Source organism: Pseudomonas sp. ChxA, from assembly GCF_030263855.1.
In the GTDB taxonomy this organism is placed as follows: domain Bacteria; phylum Pseudomonadota; class Gammaproteobacteria; order Pseudomonadales; family Pseudomonadaceae; genus Aquipseudomonas; species Aquipseudomonas fluorescens_CB.
Genome location: NZ_JARPMK010000001.1, coordinates 1,162,011 through 1,178,265 on the forward strand (window position 1 = coordinate 1,162,011; position 16,255 = coordinate 1,178,265).

Below are 16,255 nucleotides of genomic sequence, written 5' to 3' on the forward strand. Positions count from 1 at the left end.
TTGTTCTCGAAAACGCGTGTTCTGTTTATCACTTTGTTGGTGGCCTTTTTGGCCCTCGGCGGCTGCCAGACGCCGCCACCCAAAGGCCTGAGCCCGGCGCAAATCGCCGTGCTTAAACAGCAAGGCTTTGAACTGACTGACGAAGGTTGGGCGTTCGGCCTGTCGGGCAAAGTGCTGTTCGGCAGTGACGTCGAAAGCCTCAACAAAGCCAGCACCGACATCGTCGAACGCATCGGCAAAGCCCTGACGGGCGCCGGCATCGAACGCGTACGCGTCGACGGCCACACCGATGCCTCGGGCAAAGAAACCTACAACCAGCAACTGTCCCTACGCCGCGCCAAAAGCGTGGCCAAGGTGCTGACCGGCGTGGGCATGAAAGACGAAAACGTCCAACTACGCGGCCTGGGCAGCAGCGAACCGGTGGCGTCGAACACCACCGTGGCAGGTCGCACCGAGAACCGGCGTGTGTCGATCGTCGTGATCGCCGACTAAGCACCACACTCAGTTCCAAAATGGCAACGCGGTCAACTGTGGGAGCTGGCTTGCCTGCGATAGCGGTGTATCAGCAATAGATAAGCTACCTGACCCACCGCCATCGCAGGCAAGCCAGCTCCCACACTTATTTGTGCCAGACCTGAATCCTGTGCCCACCACCCTTCAACTGTGGGAGCGGGCTTGCTCGCGAATGCGGTGTATCAGCAGCAGATAACCTGCCTGACCCACCGCCATCGCAGGCAAGCCAGCTCCCACACTTTTTTGTGCCAGATCTGAATCCTGTGCCCACCGCAGTTCAAGTGTGGGAGCGGGCTTGCCCGCGAATGCGGTGTATCAGCAGTAGATAAGCTACCTGACCCACCGCCATCGCAGGCAAGCCAGCTCCCACACTTTTTTGTGCCAGATCTGAATCTTGTACCCGCCACCCTTCAAATGTGGGAGCGGGCTTGCTCGCGAATGCGGTGTATCAGCAATAGATAAGCTACCTGACCCACCGCCATCGCAGGCAAGCCAGCTCCCACACTTTTTTGTGCCAGACCTGAATCCTGTGCCCACCACCCTTCAACTGTGGGAGCGGGCTTGCCCGCGAATGCGGTGTATCAGCAGTAGATAAGCTACCTGACCCACCGCCATCGCAGGCAAGCCAGCTCCCACACTTATTTGTGCCAGATCTGAATCCTGTGCCCACCGCAGTTCAAGTGTGGAGCGGGCTTGCCCGCGATGGCGGTGGTTCAGACAATGATTTACTCACTGACCCACCGCTTTCGCGAGCAAGCCCGCTCCCACATTTTGTTTTGCGGTGTGCTTGCTGGCGTGTTCGCTTAGCTGCTCGGCGTCATCGCTTGCGTCAGGTCATCCACCACGGCTTTGCCCATCTCACACAGGTAGTGCGCGGCCCAGGCGTATTGTTCGCCGCGTACATCCATGGCGGCTTCCATGGCGAGTTTCTTGGAGTAGAACAGCAGGGTGGAGGCGTGTTCAAGGGCTTGTTCGATGGGCATGCCGGCATTGACGCGGAACAGCGGTTTTTGGTTTTCGCCGTAGTCGCCGAAGGTGACGACGCCGAGGGTGGTGATGGAGGAAAGGGGTGGATCGGGGACGATTTTGCTCATGATGAATGCTCTCTGCTGAAGTAGAGCCGCCACATCACATCGCTAAACATGAAGAGGGTGGCAGCTGTGTGCGGGTTAGCGATCCGGGCCAGAGCGCATCCCGGGTAGACTCGAAAGTCTCCCGCACACAGCCGCCATAAAACGCTAAAAGCTGACGAGAGCCAGCTGATACTGCTGGGGGCAGTGTCACGCCTGAAACCCGGATCGCTAAACCCGATCGCTGATGAGCAGCGAAGTCAGGAGGCTAGTGACCCAAACGGTACGGCGCAATAGGGTTGAGAGTCTCTAGGAAACGTCCTGCAAATTAAAGCGAATCTTCGTTGATGGCTTTTTAATTCGCAGGACCACATCCTCCGCGTCTCTTTGCTAAGCGACGCGTATTTCTACTTCGCTTGCTCTTCTCACCCAGCAGTATCACTACAGGCACAACCGCACCTTTTGAAGCAGTGGCGGTGAGATCCACATCGTCCATTTTTTCTAAGAAAGTCTGATAGGTCGATGGTTAAATAAGCATGGTTGCCATCAGGTTGTTCCACCTTGCCCCTGAATTCTTTTGAGCTGTTGCTCTTATGTCTATAAAAAAGCAAGCCAGCCCTCGAGGTTTTCAGAGGCAAGCCTATCGTCACTTGATCTTAAGTGGGAGAGGCACTCTTAAAGCTCAATCGAGTAGAAGATACAAGTAAATCAAGTGCGGTGGATGTATCTTGGAATACTTGCATGCTTACCTTGTCTCCTTTATTTAAAGAAAGTTCAACGGTTAAGCCGAGATAAGTGTTGTTTCCACCTCCGGTAGCATTTTTAGAGTCATTCATTACCTCCACGCCATTCACGTTGACTCTAATTAATCTTGTGCCAGCTGAGTTAGCAGTAAAATTGGCGTTGGCAGTTACCGTATACCTATTGGTGATAGGGACGGTGATGTAAGTTGCGTGGGTTGGATCGTGTAGGGCGCTAGGATCAAAAATGTCCGCAGTGAAATCGACATCGGTCAGCACGCCCTGAGTAATTGATTGCTTAGTATTTAGACCTATCACGCAACTGAAGTGCTCTTGTTGTGGAATGGCTTCGATATCATCTTGGAAGAGGTTGCCTTCAGCGTGAAAATTATAAGCGCTCATGTTGTCAAGGCCGAATTTAATATACGGGCGGCCACTGGATGCAGCGTAATTCCCATACCCTTTAAAGCCAGATGAACGCACATTCAGCTTCTGCTTACCAGCAACAGAAGACGTGAACGTAGCAAAGATGTTAGTGATGGTGAAATTTTTATCGCTGACTCTGTTGAATGAGCAAGAGTCAATATTGTGCACGCAATGGTTAGGGTTTAAAGTAGCATCCGGTGCATTGCTCGCGCTCACCCACACATCAGCAATACCATTGTTCTGCTCAAAGTAGACGCCGTTAAGGTTAGCACCTACGCCACCTTGCACACCGCAGTCCTGGAACAATAGGCCGAAACCTTTACCGTCTCCTTCGATTCCGTTACCTTCTATATCCCCTCCGTAGAAGTTAATGCAAGAACCTTTAATAAAGGCGGCACCATACGTTTTATTGCCAGCAATTTGGCAGCCAATAAAGTCAAGTCCATTGGGGGCTGTACTATTGATAAGCCTAGGGCTACGCTGTTCAGCAATAAGCCCTCTATTATTCCAATGAATAATGATTTTTTGAAATGAAGAGAAGTCCGCATCCAGAAGCTTTAAACCAAAATCCAACAGGGTGAGTTCAATGTCTTGCATGAAAATATGCTGGCAAGTGTCTTGGTAAAAGCCAATAGACCCAGATACCTGATTGCCCTTAATGGCGAATCCGGAAAATACTTGAAACATTTGCGATGGGATTGCTCCAGAACCGGTGCCGCCAGTAACCTTTATGCAAGCGTCGGTGCCCGTAAATTCAAAGCGGCACGTTTGGATGCCGCTTCCGCGCATATCAATTTTGCGGGTGTCAGTGAATTCGGTGGAACCACTAAGATCAAAGTTTAGAGTTTTGCTAATAAGGTATTTGCCGGAAGGGATACGGATTTCAATACCGGCTGTTATTGCAGCGTTAATGCAGTTTTGAAATGCAACTGTATCGTCTGTTTTTCCATCACCTTTACAACCGAACTGACGTGGATTGTAGAAAGGAAGACTCGACGCTTTCCACCGTCCACCATCGGTTGGATTAACCAGGATTGTTCCTCCATTATCAGCAGAAACAGTGTCGGTTGGATCGAGTTGATAATCTACGCCGCCGCCACCCGTAAAGGAAGTCGTACCATAGTCAAATGTACGAGCGTACGGTGCGCCGGTATTAGACAATTGGCGAATAGCAGTTGCGCTTTTACTGGGCAGGATGACATTAAGTGATTCTGAAGTTCCTGGAGTGCCTTGTGGTTCTAGGGAGCTTGGTTCTCCATTTGGAGAAAAAACAGATGAATCTGTCATGCTAAACATCCTGTAGTAATTTGATATTGAATATAAAACAGCCTTTCTTGAGTAAACAAGAAGAAAGCACGTTATGTGTCACCTATATATTGCTTCGAGCAAGATCAACTGCGCACCTCAGTCCGAAAACCTCATCTCCCTTGTCGTCCCCATCAACAACCCCGCGTTCTGCTCCGTCACTTCCCTGATGTAATCCCACAACAGCGTAATCCGCTTCAACTTCCTCAAATCCTCCCGGCAATACATCCAGAACTGCCGCGTTATCGCAATCTGCTCGCCCAGCACCGGCAACAACCGTGGATCCTGCGCCGCCAGAAAGCACGGCAATATCGCCATCGACCGGCCCTGCTGCGCCGCCACGTACTGTGCGATCACACTGGTACTGCGCAAACTCGCGCTGGCGCCGGGCACCACATTGGCCAGGTACAACAGCTCCGAGCTGAACGCCAGGTCATCCACATAGCTGATAAACGGATGCTCGGCCAAATCCGCCGGTTTGCGGATCGGCGGGTGTTGGTCGAGGTAGTCCTGGGTCGCGTACAGCTGCAGTTTGTAGTCGCACAGTTTGCAGCACACATACGGCCCGTGTTCCGGGCGCTCCAGGGCGATCACAATGTCGGCTTCGCGCTTGGACAGGCTGATGAAGTGGGGCAGGGGCAGGATATCCACGGAAATGGCCGGATACGTATCGACGAAATGGCTCAACTGCGGCGTGACAAAAAAGCTGCCGAAACCTTCGGTACAGCCCATGCGCACATGGCCGGACAGCGCCACGCCTGAGCCGGACACCTGCTCGCAGGCCATGTGCAGCGTGCTTTCGATGGACTCCGCATACCCCAGCAAACGCTGGCCTTCGGTGGTGAGCACGAAGCCGTTGGTCCGGGATTTTTCGAATAACAATGTGCCGAGCGACACTTCCAACGAGCTGATACGCCGCGACACGGTGGTGTAGTCCACCGCCAGGCGCTTGGCGGCGACGCTGGCCTTGCGGGTGCGGGCCACTTCGAGGAAAAACTTCAGGTCATCCCAGTTCAGGGAGCCCAATGACGTGATGTTTTTTTGCATATTGGACCGGCTTTTATGTGCGTTCTTATTAGAGATTTGCACATCTATACTCCAAAAACAGTCCGAACGCCTCATTCTTCAAGGCGATTCAACGCCTTGGTTCTCTGCACAAATATAAGATTTGGAGACCACATGAACGCTTCTGCCGATATTTCCGTGCAACAGGTCAAGTTGCTGATCAAGGGTGAATGGGTCGAGTCCAAGACCACCCACTGGCAAGACATCGTCAACCCGGCCACCCAACAAGTGCTGGCCAAAGTCCCTTTCGCCACCGCCGATGAAGTCAACGCCGCCATCGACGCCGCGCATCAAGCTTTTCAAACCTGGAAGCTTACGCCGATCGGCGCACGCATGCGCATCATGCTCAAGCTGCAAGCGTTGATCCGCGAACATTCCAAGCGCATCGCCGTAGTCCTGAGCGCCGAGCAGGGTAAGACCATTGCCGACGCCGAAGGCGATATTTTTCGTGGCCTGGAAGTGGTCGAACACGCGTGTTCTATCGGCACCTTGCAGATGGGCGAGTTCGCTGAGAACGTCGCCGGTGGCGTCGACACCTACACCCTGCGCCAGCCGATCGGCGTGTGCGCAGGCATCACTCCGTTCAACTTCCCGGCGATGATTCCACTGTGGATGTTCCCGATGGCGATTGCCTGCGGTAACACCTTCGTGCTCAAGCCATCCGAGCAAGACCCGCTGTCGACGATGCTGCTGGTAGAGCTGGCGTTGGAAGCCGGTGTACCGGCCGGCGTGCTCAACGTGGTGCACGGCGGCAAGGATGTGGTGGATGCGCTGTGCACCCATAAAGATATCAAGGCAGTTTCCTTCGTCGGTTCGACCGCCGTCGGCACCCACGTTTACGACCTGGCCGGCAAACACGGCAAGCGCGTGCAGTCGATGATGGGCGCCAAGAACCACGCCGTGGTGCTGCCGGACGCCAACCGCGAACACACGTTGAATGCGCTGGTCGGTGCCGGTTTCGGCGCGGCAGGCCAGCGTTGCATGGCCACCTCGGTGGTGGTGCTGGTAGGCGCGGCCAAGCAATGGCTGCCGGACCTGAAAGCGCTGGCGCAAAAACTCAAGGTCAATGCCGGCAGCGAGGCCGGTACGGATGTCGGCCCGGTGATCTCCAAACGCGCCAAGGCGCGCATCCTGGAACTGATCGAAAGCGGCGTGAAAGAAGGTGCCAAGCTAGAGCTGGACGGCCGCGACATCAAGGTGCCAGGCTTCGAACACGGCAACTTCGTCGGCCCGACCCTGTTCTCTGGCGTGACCACTGATATGCAGATCTACACCCAGGAAATCTTCGGCCCGGTGCTGGTGGTGCTGGAAGTCGCCACGTTGGATGAGGCCATCGCGCTGGTCAACGCCAACCCGTTCGGCAACGGCACTGGCCTGTTCACCCAAAGCGGTGCGGCAGCGCGTAAGTTCCAGAGCGAAATCGATGTAGGTCAGGTCGGCATCAACATCCCGATTCCGGTGCCAGTGCCGTTCTTCAGCTTCACCGGTTCGCGCGGTTCCAAGCTCGGCGACCTCGGCCCGTATGGTAAGCAAGTGGTGCAGTTCTACACCCAGACCAAAACCGTCACCAGCCGCTGGTTCGACGACGACACGGTCAACGATGGCGTCAACACCACCATCAACCTGCGCTGATTTGGGGAGACGACCATGAAGATTGCATTTATCGGCTTGGGCAACATGGGCGCACCCATGGCCCGCAACCTGCTTTTGGCTGGCAATAAGCTGAATGTGTTCGACGTAAATCCAGGCGTGTTCAAGGAGTTCGCAGAACTGGGCGCCACCGTCGCAGGCTCACCGCGTGAAGCGGCACAAGGCGCGGATTTGGTGATTACCATGCTGCCCGCCGCCGCCCATGTGCGCAGCGTTTGGCTGAATGAGGACGGTGTGCTCGCCGGGATGGGTGAAGGCGTGCCGGCCGTGGATTGCAGCACCATCGACCCGCAAACCATCCGCGAGGTTGCCGCTGCGGCGGCCAAGCAAGGTGTGGTGATAGCTGATGCTCCAGTCTCCGGCGGCACCGGCGGTGCTAGCGCCGGGACGCTGACCTTCATGGTCGGCGCCACCCCGGAACTGTTCGCCACCCTGCAACCGGTGCTGGCGCAGATGGGCCGCAATATCGTGCATTGTGGCGATGTCGGCACCGGCCAGATCGCCAAGATCTGCAACAACCTGTTGCTCGGCATCAGCATGGTCGGCGTCAGCGAGGCCATGGCCCTGGGCGACGCACTGGGTATCGACACGCAAGTGCTGGCCGGGATTATCAACAGCTCCACCGGGCGCTGCTGGAGTTCGGACACTTACAACCCATGGCCGGGCGTGATTGAAACCGCGCCGTCGTCCCGTGGCTATACCGGTGGTTTTGGCGCCGACCTGATGCTCAAGGACCTGGGCCTGGCCACCGAAGCCGCACGCCAGGCCAAGCAACCGGTGATCCTCGGCGCCGTGGCCCAGCAGTTGTATCAATCGATGAGCCAGCGTGGGGAAGGTGGCAAAGACTTCTCGGCCATCATCAACAGCTATCGCAAGCCTAAGTAGTGGCGTTTCCGAGAGCCCGCGTCGGGCGGGCTCTCGGGTTTTTGCCAGTGGTTACCACAGAGGCCGTTCGTAGCTCACGATCAAGCGGTTTTCATCGATATTGCGCTCAAAATTGGAGCGCACCATCGCATTACGCAGGCGTACCTTGACGTTTTTCAGGGTCGGGTTCTGGAATGCATAAGTCACATCGATATCCCGCTCCCACTCGCGGCCATCCGAGCGCCCAGGGCCGCGGTCGACGTTGCTGCCTGAGCCATAGCGCGTAAACATCGACAGGCCGGGAACGCCCAGTGCGGTGAAATCGTAGTCGTAGCGAGCCTGCCAGGATTTTTCATCTTTATTGGCGAAGTCGCTGTATTGGAAAAAATTAAACACCGAAGAGAAACTGCCTCTGAGTGACGCATACCCGGTTTTGCCGGCCATGGTCTGATAGGCGCCGGTCCACTTATGTGAGCCCAGTGAGTAGCTCAGTGCGGCGCCCCACATGGTGTTGTCAATGTTGGTATTACCGTTGTCGGCGGAGCGCGAGTAGCGCAGTTCGCTTTTCAGGCTCTGGTTCTCTGCCACTGGGTAGGTGTGTTGAACGGTGGCCGCGTGTTGGGTGTAGAGGTCATCCAGCGCGCTGCGGTAGTAACTGGCGGTGAGGTGTTTGCTGAAGGCGTAACTGCCGCCGGCAAAGTCGAATGCAGTTGATTGGTTCTTGCCCCGCACAACAATGTTTTTGCGTGAACCCGTGCCGACACCCAAGGCTTCAAAGTTGGTGGAGTTGCCTTGGTTAACGTGGGTAATTCTGCCCACATCCAGGGTCAGGTCTTGCAACTCTTGCGAGCGCAGGTGCATGCCCTTGAAGTATTGCGGTTGCAGCGTGCCCAGGTTCTTTTCCAGGATCGGCAGTGGCGGCGGGGCCAGGGTGCCGATTTTCAGCGTGCTTTGCGAAGCCCTGAATTTGGCTGTTATGCCTATCTCGCCGTAGCTATCTTCGGCTTTACCGGACTCACGCACGGGCAGCAGGCCGGTGCGGGTGCGGCTGGCGCTCGAGTCGAGCTTGAACCCCGCCATCGCCAGCACGTCGATCCCCACGCCCACGGTGCCTTCGGTAAACCCCGACTCAATTTGCAAGGCAAAACCTTGTGCCCACTCCTCGCGCTTGGATTGCGTGGCATCGGGGTCGCGATAGTCACGGTTGTAATAGAAATTTTTCAGTTCCAGCTTGCCGGTGCTGTCGTTGATGAAATCAGCAAAGGCAGAGGGTGCGAGAAAAACACAGATATTCAGCGCGCATATTTTGGTCAGAACGTTCACTTAGACACCCTGCGTGAGAGAGAGGACTCATCGCAGGGTGCTTTAAGGGATTGGGCCTCACGCTAGGACTAAGCTGAAGTTAGCCAGGGTTTTGTCTGATCTGACTTATGCAAATACAAAATACTTACGCACGGTCTCGACCACCTCCCACGTGCCCTTCATGCCGGGCTCCACCACAAAGATATCCCCAGCCCGCAGGTGAATCGGCTCCATGCCTTCGGGCGTGATTACGCAGTAGCCTTCCTGGAAATGGCAGTATTCCCACTTCACGTATTCCACGTACCACTTGCCCGGTGTGCAGATCCAAGTGCCCATGATCTTGCTGCCGTCTTCGCTGGTGTAGGCGTTGAGGTTAACGGTGTGCGGGTCGCCTTCGAGCTTTTCCCACTTGCAGGCATCCAGGACAGGTAGCGGGTGGGTGTCACGCAGTACGGTGATGGGCTTGGACATGATGGCTCCGAGGCAGGGAAGGGAAGGGCCCACCCTAAGGCCTTGGGCGTTGTGCCAGTGGTCTGAACTCGACATCGGGATGCCCAGAAGCGCAGCCAAATGCGATTCCTCTGACACAGAGCAGCTCATGTGGGAGCGGGCTTGCCCGCGATAGCGGAGTGTCAGGTGCCGGAGATGCAAGCTGTGCCGCAGCTATCGCGGGCAAGCCCGGCTCCCACAGGGAAAGGAGGCGCTCTTGAGTGATAGGTTTGTGCGGTAAACAGCGATTTCCTCGCAGTAACTGCGAAAGATTTCCCGCCCTGCGCTGGATTTCGCAAGAAAATGCACGGCTGGCCCTCGTATCATTCACCCAAGAACGAGTGAGAGCCTTGCAATGAACCCAATAAAAACGTGGTGGGATATCAGCCCGCCCTTGAGCACGGCGACGCCGACCTGGCCGGGCGATACGCCGTTCCAGGAAGAGCGCGTATGGCAGTTTGGCCCCGAGTGCCCGGTGAATGTGGGGCGCGTGACGTTTTCGCCGCACACCGGCGCCCACGTGGATGCGCCGCTGCATTACAGCGCCGACGGTGCGCCGATCGGCGAGGTGTCGCTGGATGTGTACATGGGCCAGTGCCGGGTGTTGCATTGCCTGGGCAGCGGCGCGCTGGTGCAGCCGCATCAATTGCAAGGGCGTGTGGATAACTTGCCTGAGCGCGTGCTGCTACGCACTTATCCACAAGCGCCGCTGACCGAGTGGGATTCGAATTTTACCGCCATCGCCCCGCAAACCATTGAGCTGCTCGCCAGCCTTGGCGTGCGCCTGATCGGTATCGACACACCGTCGCTGGACCCGCAGCAGTCCAAGACCATGGATTCGCACAACGCCGTGGCCCGCCATGGCATGGCGATTCTCGAAGGCATCGTGCTCGATGACGTGCCGGAGGGCGACTATGAGTTGATCGCACTGCCGCTGCGCTTTGCCAACCTGGACGCCAGCCCCGTCCGTGCCATTCTCCGCCCGCTCAAGGAGCCCACGCGATGAGCCAGTGTCCTTTCTCTGCCGATTACCAACCCCCGGAAGAATGGCATAACGCCGAACTGAATTTTTCCGAGTCCATGAGCTATGGCGACTACCTGGACCTGGGCAAAGTCCTCAGCGCCCAGCACCCGCTGTCGCCCGATCACAATGAAATGCTCTTTATCATCCAGCACCAGACCTCGGAGCTGTGGATGAAGCTGATGCTCCACGAACTCAAGGCCGCTCGCGAACACGTGCGCCTGGGCGAGTTGCCGCCGGCCTTCAAGATGCTCGCGCGGGTGTCGCGGATCTTCGATCAACTGGTGCATGCCTGGGCGGTGCTGGCAACCATGACGCCGTCGGAATACAAGGCGATTCGCCCGTTCCTGGGGCAGTCCTCGGGGTTCCAGTCGTTCCAGTACCGCGAGATCGAATTTATCCTCGGCAATAAAAGCGCAGCGCTGTTGCGCCCGCACGCGCATCGGCCAGAGTTGTTGAATGAGTTGAAAGTGGCGATTGCCACGCCGTCGTTGTATGACGAGGCGATCAATTTGATGATTAAAGCGGGTTTGGCGATTGACCCCAAACGCGCCGAACGCGACCCGACGGCAGCCACGGTTCATGATGAGTCGGTGGAGGCGGCGTGGCGCGAGGTGTATCGCGACCCGAGTCGGTATTGGGATTTGTACCAGTTGGCCGAGAAGTTTATCGACCTGGAAGACTCATTCCGCCAGTGGCGCTTTCGGCATGTGACCACGGTGGAGCGCATCATTGGCTTCCAGCCCGGCACCGGTGGCACGGAGGGCGTGGGTTACCTGCGCAAGATGCTCGACACGGTGTTGTTCCCGGAACTGTGGCGAGTGCGTTCCACGCTCTAAACAAAAAGCCCCGGAATCCCGGGGCTGATCGTTCCCACGCTCTGCGTGGGAATGCCGCTTTGGACGCTCTGCGTCCGCTTCATGTGGGAGCTGGCTTGCCTGCGATAGCGGTGTGTCAGCCAGCCGATCCACTGACTGACCCACCGCCATCGCGGGCAAGCCCGGCTCCCACAGGGATCACCGTGCGTTCACTACCGCGCTGCTTTTTCTAATCCGCAACCGGTAGGCAATGTAGATAATCCCCACCCAAACCGGCATCGCATACACCGAGTTGTTAATCCCTGGAATCGCCAGCATCACGCTGATGATCATCACCATGAACGCCAGGCACAGGTAGTTGCTGAACGGGAACCAGAAGGTCTTGAACGACGGCGTCACGCCTTGCTCGCCCATGGCCTTGCGGAACTTGATATGGGTGAGGCTGATCAACGCCCAGTTGATCATCAGCGAGGCAACCACCAGCGCAAACAGCAGTTCCAGCGCACTGTGCGGCGCGACGTAGTTGACCACCACGCACAGCATCGTCACCAAGGCCGAAATGGCCAGGGCGCGAATCGGCACGCCTTGCTTGTTGAGCTTCATCAGCGCCTTGGGCGCATCGCCTTGCTCGGCCAGGCCGAACAGCATGCGGCTGTTGCAGTACACGCCGCTGTTGTACACCGACAGCGCCGCGGTCAGCACCACGAAGTTGAGGATGTGCGCGGCGGTGTCGTTACCGATCAGCGAGAAGATCTGCACAAACGGGCTGCCGCTGTAGGCATCGCCCGACGCGCCGAGGGTTTGCAGCAGTTGATCCCACGGGTACAGCGACAGCAGCACGGTCAGTGCACCGACGTAGAAAATCAGGATGCGGTACACCACCTGGTTGATCGCCTTGGGGATCACTTTGCGCGGCTCGCTGGCCTCGGCGGCCGTAATGCCCACCAACTCCAGGCCGCCGAACGAGAACATGATGAAGGCCATCGACATCAACAACCCCATGCCGCCATTGGGGAAGAACCCGCCGTGGCTCCACAGGTTGCTCACCGAGGCTTGCGGGCCGCCGGTGCCGCTGAACAGCAGGTAGCAGCCGAGCACGATCATGCCGACAATCGCCACCACCTTGATGATCGCGAACCAGAACTCGGCTTCACCGAAGAACTTCACGTTGAGGGTGTTGATCAGGTTGACCGCGACAAAGAACACCAGCGCACTGACCCAGGTCGGAATCTCCGGCCACCAGAACTGGATGTATTTGCCCACGGCGGTCAGTTCGGCCATGCCTACCAGTACGTAAAGTACCCAGTAGTTCCAGCCGGCCAGGAAGCCGGCGTAGCCGCCCCAGTATTTGTGCGCGAAGTGGCTGAAGGAGCCGGCCACCGGCTCTTCGACGATCATCTCGCCAAGCTGGCGCATGATCAGGAACGCGATGAAACCGGCAATCGCGTAGCCCAGGATCATCGACGGCCCCGCCGACTTGAGCACCCCGGCCGAGCCAAGGAACAACCCTGTGCCAATCGCCCCTCCCAAGGCGATCAGCTGAATGTGCCGGTTCTTCAGGCCACGCTTGAGGCCCACCGGGTTAACCATGTCATCCGCCATTAACATTCCCTTCTACTTGTTTTTCTTGAGGGTGAGTGCACGCCGCATCAACCCCTCAGAACTGCTGAGGGTCAGATATTACTCTGCGTAAACTTTTCGTAATACAGCTGAACGCCATCAAGTGCCTGATCCGCCAGCCATTGTTGAATGGATTCGACCATTGGAGGGGGCCCGCACACGTACATATCCGCCGAACCGTCCCGTAATTCGGCCAGGTCGAAATGCTCGGTGAGGTAACCACGTTTGCCCGGCCATTCGGGTGACGGGGCGCTGAGCACTTCGGTGTAGCGCAAACCGGGGATTTTCGCTGTATAGGCTTGGATGCGAGTTGCTTCACACAAGTCCTCGGCCCCACGCACGCCGTAATACAAGTGGATCGGCTGGTTGCAGCCGTTGGCAGCCAGCTCATCGAGCATGCCCAGCAAGGCCGACAGGCCAGTGCCGCCGGCCACCAGGATCAGCGGCCGGGTCACATGCCGGAGGTAGAAGGCACCCAATGGCGCCTCCATCAGCATTTCATCACCGACCTGGCAGCGCTCGCGCAGGTAGTTGCTCATGACGCCATCGGGCAACAGCCGCAGCAGAAACTGCAGTTGACTACCCGGCCGGTTGGCGAAGGAGTACGAACGCCAACTGTCGGTGCCAGGCACCGCCAGGCGGGCGTATTGGCCGGGGAGGAAGTCCAGCGGGTTGTCCAGGGTCACCTGCAAAATCGCCGTGCTGGCCGACACCTGCTGCACTTCGCTGACCTTGCCGCGCACCTGCACCGGCCCTGGCGCATTGCACAGGCTTGAATCAAAATCGAAGTAGAACGTAGCGTCGGACTGCACCCGCGTCTGGCAACTAAGCATCTTGCGTTGCTTGAGGTCGAGGCTGGAGAGGGCTTCGTCGTCGACATAATCCTGGGTGTAATCGCCGGACTCGCAACGGCCCTGGCAGGTGCCACACACGCCCTCACGGCAATCGAGCGGGATCTTGATGCCGTTGCGCAATGCCGCATCCAGCAGGATTTCATTCGCGCCTACCGGGAAAAACAGGGTCTTGCCGTCGGCAAAACTGAAGGCCACTTTGTGATTCATCCGCATAACTCCGCGTATCTGATTTTTGTGCCTGCCCCGTGAGCTTTTGTGGCGACCGGGCTTGTTGTGGTGACTGGGCTTGTTGTGGGGAGCTGGGTTGTTGTGGCGAGCGGGCTTGCCCCGCGTTGGGCTGCGAAGCAGCCCCAATAAAGTCACCGCATTTATCCAGTCAAACCGCAGTGCCTGAACCAGGGGCCGCTTCGCGCCCCAACGCGGGGCAAGCCCGCTCGCCACAGGACGGTGTTTGTCACAAAAGTTCTCTGCTACAAGTGATAAAAATCCAGCACCGAGTTGATGGTGTCGTTGAGCAACAGTGCGTGCTTGCGGGTAATCAGCCAGCTGTCCCCATTCGGCTTGAGGTGGTAAGTGGCAGGCCCGTAAAACTGCTCCGACGTGGCCAGGCGATAAAACAGCGTATGCCAGTTCAGCTTCACCTCCAGCGTGCCGTCAGCCTGCTCGGCGATCCGCACGTTGTTGATCAAGTGCAAGGTGCGCGGCATCGGTGTAGCCGACGCCGCCTTGCCGGTGCGCAAACGGAACACGCGGTCTTCCAGGCCCGAACGGTTGGCGTAGTAGATCAGCGACATCTCGCGTTTGGGGTCGCGGGTGTAGATGTGTTCCGAGTCCCATTGCGGCAGGTGAAACTCGCTCTGCGGGTCGAACAGCTGCACGTACGCATCCCAGTCCTGGGCGTCGCACAGCTCGGATTTACGGTAGAAAAATTGTTCGATCCGGTACTGCAATTGGGCATCCATCACTTCACCTCCCGCAGTCTCAGCGCTTGCTGGTCCAGGCCTTTGAGCAGAAATTGCTGCCAGTTGCGATGCTGGTTCACATACAGGCCTTCGTGGGTAAATTCGGTGCCGGTCATGGCCGGTTGAATGCCGATGGCTTCGCTGTTCGGCGTGGGCCCGGTTTCCCAGCGATGGCTGCCCCGTGAGATATCGCTCCAGCGCTCCAGGCGGCCCTGGAAACCGCGCTGGGCTTCGCGAAATTCCACCAGATCATCCGGCGTGCCCATGCCCGACACGTTGAAGAAATCCTCGAACTGGCGAATGCGGTTTTCACGGTCGGCGTCCGACTCGTTTTTCACGCCCAGGCACTGGCTGATGATCTCGGTCTTGTTCCACGCCACCGGGCGGATAATCCGCAGCTGCGAGCTGATCTGGTCGAGGAAAAACAGGCTCGGGTAGATGTTCAGGTTGCGCAGGCGGTGCATCATCCACTCGGCTTTCTGCTGGCCGTGTTCATCCACCAGGCGCGGCATGATGGTGGCGTAGCCCGAGCGCACGCTGGGGTTGGGCATGTCGCTGAACAACACACTATGGCCGTTGTTGAAGGCGAACCAGCCGTCATCGGTATTTGCGTCGCCGGCGCCGAGCTTGCTGTAGTCCAGGGTGCTGGCGGAGCCGTTGCCGTTTTCGCTATTCACCTGCTGGCGATGCTGCACCGTGGCCACGTAGTTGTAGTGCACGGTGCTGACGTGATAACCGTCCAGGCCGTTTTCGTTTTGCAGTTTCCAGTTGCCGTCGTAGGTGTAGGCGGATTTGCCCGGCAGCACTTCCAGCTCACCGGTGGCGGACTGCGCGACCATCATGTCGAAGAACACTTTGGCGTCACCGAGGAAGTCTTCCAGGCTGTCGCTGCCTTGCACATTGAGGCTGATGAACACAAAGCCCTTGTAGCTTTCGATACGAGCCTTTTTCAGGCCGCGTGTGGCTTTGTCGAAACCTTCCGGGTATTCGCCCGGCGCCTTGACCTTCACCAGCCGGCCGTCGCTCTTGTAGCACCAGGCGTGGAACGGGCAGGTAAAGGTCGATTGGTTGCCCTTGCCGACGCGGGTCAGTGTGGTGCCGCGATGCTGGCAGGCGTTGATCAGCGCATTGAGTTGGCCTTCACCGTCGCGTGTGATGATCATCGGCTGGCGCCCGGCGCGCATGGTCACGAAGTCGTGGTTATTGGCCAGTTCGCTTTCGTGGCAGGCGTAGATCCAGTTTTTTTCGAAGATCAGTTCCATCTCCAGATCAAACAGTTCGGGCTCGGTGAACATGTCGCGGGCGATGCGAAACACTTCATCCACAGGCCGAAAGTCCAGGCAACCTTCGATAAACGTTTTCCACTGCTCGACGCTTCTTGCACCACTCATGGGAGGCACCTTTTTTGATAGGGGCTAATCGGTGGGGTATTAGAGGCAGTGGGGCAGTGCGCGGGCTATCCGCTTAATGGGTGAAGGCAGGCCGCAAAATTGGGCAGCAAATACCCAGTTCAGTGCGCCCAGGTGACGCCATGCGCTACTGTCATACCAAGGGAA

The 16,255-nt window shown here is 57.4% G+C and carries 14 protein-coding genes; 5 read left to right on the forward strand and 9 right to left on the reverse strand.

What is annotated here, in order from left to right; all coding sequences use genetic code 11:
- Positions 1-492: an outer membrane lipoprotein YfiB gene (gene yfiB / locus P5706_RS05100; protein ID WP_285678680.1), complete on the forward strand. Its 492-nt coding sequence runs from the start codon at positions 1-3 to the stop codon at positions 490-492.
- Positions 493-1,316: 824 nt separating this feature from the next.
- On the opposite strand, the gene P5706_RS05105 is transcribed toward yfiB, so the two are convergent.
- The 3 genes from P5706_RS05105 to P5706_RS05115 form a co-directional block, all read right to left on the reverse strand.
- A complete protein-coding gene (locus tag P5706_RS05105; RefSeq protein WP_219269023.1) occupies positions 1,317-1,607 on the reverse strand; it encodes a DUF3077 domain-containing protein in 291 nt (96 codons plus the stop codon).
- 632 nt (positions 1,608-2,239) lie between these two features.
- Positions 2,240-4,036 carry a glycosyl hydrolase family 28-related protein gene (locus P5706_RS05110; RefSeq protein WP_285678681.1) on the reverse strand — a complete coding sequence of 599 codons (1,797 nt, stop codon included), beginning with the start codon at positions 4,034-4,036 and terminating at the stop codon, positions 2,240-2,242.
- Positions 4,037-4,153: 117 nt separating this feature from the next.
- Positions 4,154-5,101 (reverse strand): LysR family transcriptional regulator, encoded by a 948-nt coding sequence (locus P5706_RS05115; RefSeq protein WP_065930500.1) that lies wholly within the window; start codon positions 5,099-5,101, stop codon positions 4,154-4,156.
- A gap of 132 nt (positions 5,102-5,233) precedes the next feature.
- On the opposite strand from P5706_RS05115, the gene P5706_RS05120 reads away from it, so the two are divergent.
- Both P5706_RS05120 and mmsB read left to right on the forward strand, forming a co-directional pair.
- Positions 5,234-6,751, forward strand: a complete 1,518-nt coding sequence (locus P5706_RS05120) for a CoA-acylating methylmalonate-semialdehyde dehydrogenase (protein ID WP_186618047.1) — start codon at positions 5,234-5,236, stop codon at positions 6,749-6,751.
- 15 nt (positions 6,752-6,766) lie between these two features.
- Positions 6,767-7,654: a 3-hydroxyisobutyrate dehydrogenase gene (gene mmsB / locus P5706_RS05125; protein WP_285678682.1), complete on the forward strand. Its 888-nt coding sequence runs from the start codon at positions 6,767-6,769 to the stop codon at positions 7,652-7,654.
- Positions 7,655-7,705: 51 nt separating this feature from the next.
- Here mmsB and P5706_RS05130 read toward each other — a convergent pair whose 3' ends face one another.
- Both P5706_RS05130 and P5706_RS05135 read right to left on the reverse strand, forming a co-directional pair.
- On the reverse strand, positions 7,706-8,956 hold the full coding sequence (locus P5706_RS05130; protein WP_285678683.1) for an OprD family porin: 1,251 nt from the start codon (positions 8,954-8,956) through the stop codon (positions 7,706-7,708).
- Positions 8,957-9,061: 105 nt separating this feature from the next.
- A complete protein-coding gene (locus P5706_RS05135; protein ID WP_003230905.1) occupies positions 9,062-9,406 on the reverse strand; it encodes a cupin domain-containing protein in 345 nt (114 codons plus the stop codon).
- A gap of 373 nt (positions 9,407-9,779) precedes the next feature.
- Here P5706_RS05135 and kynB point away from each other — a divergent pair, with 373 nt between their 5' ends.
- Both kynB and kynA read left to right on the forward strand, forming a co-directional pair.
- Positions 9,780-10,430 carry an arylformamidase gene (gene kynB / locus P5706_RS05140; protein WP_285678684.1) on the forward strand — a complete coding sequence of 217 codons (651 nt, stop codon included), beginning with the start codon at positions 9,780-9,782 and terminating at the stop codon, positions 10,428-10,430.
- Entirely contained in the window at positions 10,427-11,284 is an 858-nt protein-coding gene (gene kynA, locus P5706_RS05145; protein ID WP_285678685.1) for a tryptophan 2,3-dioxygenase, read from the forward strand. Before kynB ends, kynA begins: the two co-directional genes overlap by 4 nt.
- Positions 11,285-11,461: 177 nt before the next feature.
- Here kynA and P5706_RS05150 read toward each other — a convergent pair whose 3' ends face one another.
- The 4 genes from P5706_RS05150 to antA form a co-directional block, all read right to left on the reverse strand.
- Entirely contained in the window at positions 11,462-12,865 is a 1,404-nt protein-coding gene (locus P5706_RS05150; protein WP_200432512.1) for an amino acid permease, read from the reverse strand.
- Between the two features lie 71 nt (positions 12,866-12,936).
- Positions 12,937-13,944 carry an anthranilate 1,2-dioxygenase electron transfer component AntC gene (gene antC / locus P5706_RS05155; RefSeq protein WP_285678686.1) on the reverse strand — a complete coding sequence of 336 codons (1,008 nt, stop codon included), beginning with the start codon at positions 13,942-13,944 and terminating at the stop codon, positions 12,937-12,939.
- A gap of 263 nt (positions 13,945-14,207) precedes the next feature.
- Entirely contained in the window at positions 14,208-14,699 is a 492-nt protein-coding gene (antB, locus tag P5706_RS05160; RefSeq protein ID WP_285678687.1) for an anthranilate 1,2-dioxygenase small subunit, read from the reverse strand.
- The gene (gene antA / locus P5706_RS05165; protein ID WP_285678688.1) at positions 14,699-16,090 is read right to left on the reverse strand and encodes an anthranilate 1,2-dioxygenase large subunit; all 1,392 of its coding nucleotides are present in this window, start codon (positions 16,088-16,090) and stop codon (positions 14,699-14,701) included. The genes antB and antA overlap by 1 nt, the downstream gene beginning before the upstream one ends.
- Positions 16,091-16,255: the final 165 nt, after the last annotated feature.

Coding starts and splice junctions, on each gene's coding strand:
- P5706_RS05105 (WP_219269023.1), bottom strand. CDS start 1,607: ATGAGCAAAATCGTCCCCGATCCACCCCTTTCCTCCATCACCACCCTC.
- P5706_RS05110 (WP_285678681.1), bottom strand. CDS start 4,036: ATGACAGATTCATCTGTTTTTTCTCCAAATGGAGAACCAAGCTCCCTA.
- P5706_RS05115 (WP_065930500.1), bottom strand. CDS start 5,101: ATGCAAAAAAACATCACGTCATTGGGCTCCCTGAACTGGGATGACCTG.
- P5706_RS05120 (WP_186618047.1), top strand. CDS start 5,234: ATGAACGCTTCTGCCGATATTTCCGTGCAACAGGTCAAGTTGCTGATC.
- mmsB (WP_285678682.1), top strand. CDS start 6,767: ATGAAGATTGCATTTATCGGCTTGGGCAACATGGGCGCACCCATGGCC.
- P5706_RS05135 (WP_003230905.1), bottom strand. CDS start 9,406: ATGTCCAAGCCCATCACCGTACTGCGTGACACCCACCCGCTACCTGTC.
- kynB (WP_285678684.1), top strand. CDS start 9,780: ATGAACCCAATAAAAACGTGGTGGGATATCAGCCCGCCCTTGAGCACG.
- kynA (WP_285678685.1), top strand. CDS start 10,427: ATGAGCCAGTGTCCTTTCTCTGCCGATTACCAACCCCCGGAAGAATGG.
- P5706_RS05150 (WP_200432512.1), bottom strand. CDS start 12,865: ATGGCGGATGACATGGTTAACCCGGTGGGCCTCAAGCGTGGCCTGAAG.
- antC (WP_285678686.1), bottom strand. CDS start 13,944: ATGAATCACAAAGTGGCCTTCAGTTTTGCCGACGGCAAGACCCTGTTT.
- antB (WP_285678687.1), bottom strand. CDS start 14,699: ATGGATGCCCAATTGCAGTACCGGATCGAACAATTTTTCTACCGTAAA.
- antA (WP_285678688.1), bottom strand. CDS start 16,090: ATGAGTGGTGCAAGAAGCGTCGAGCAGTGGAAAACGTTTATCGAAGGT.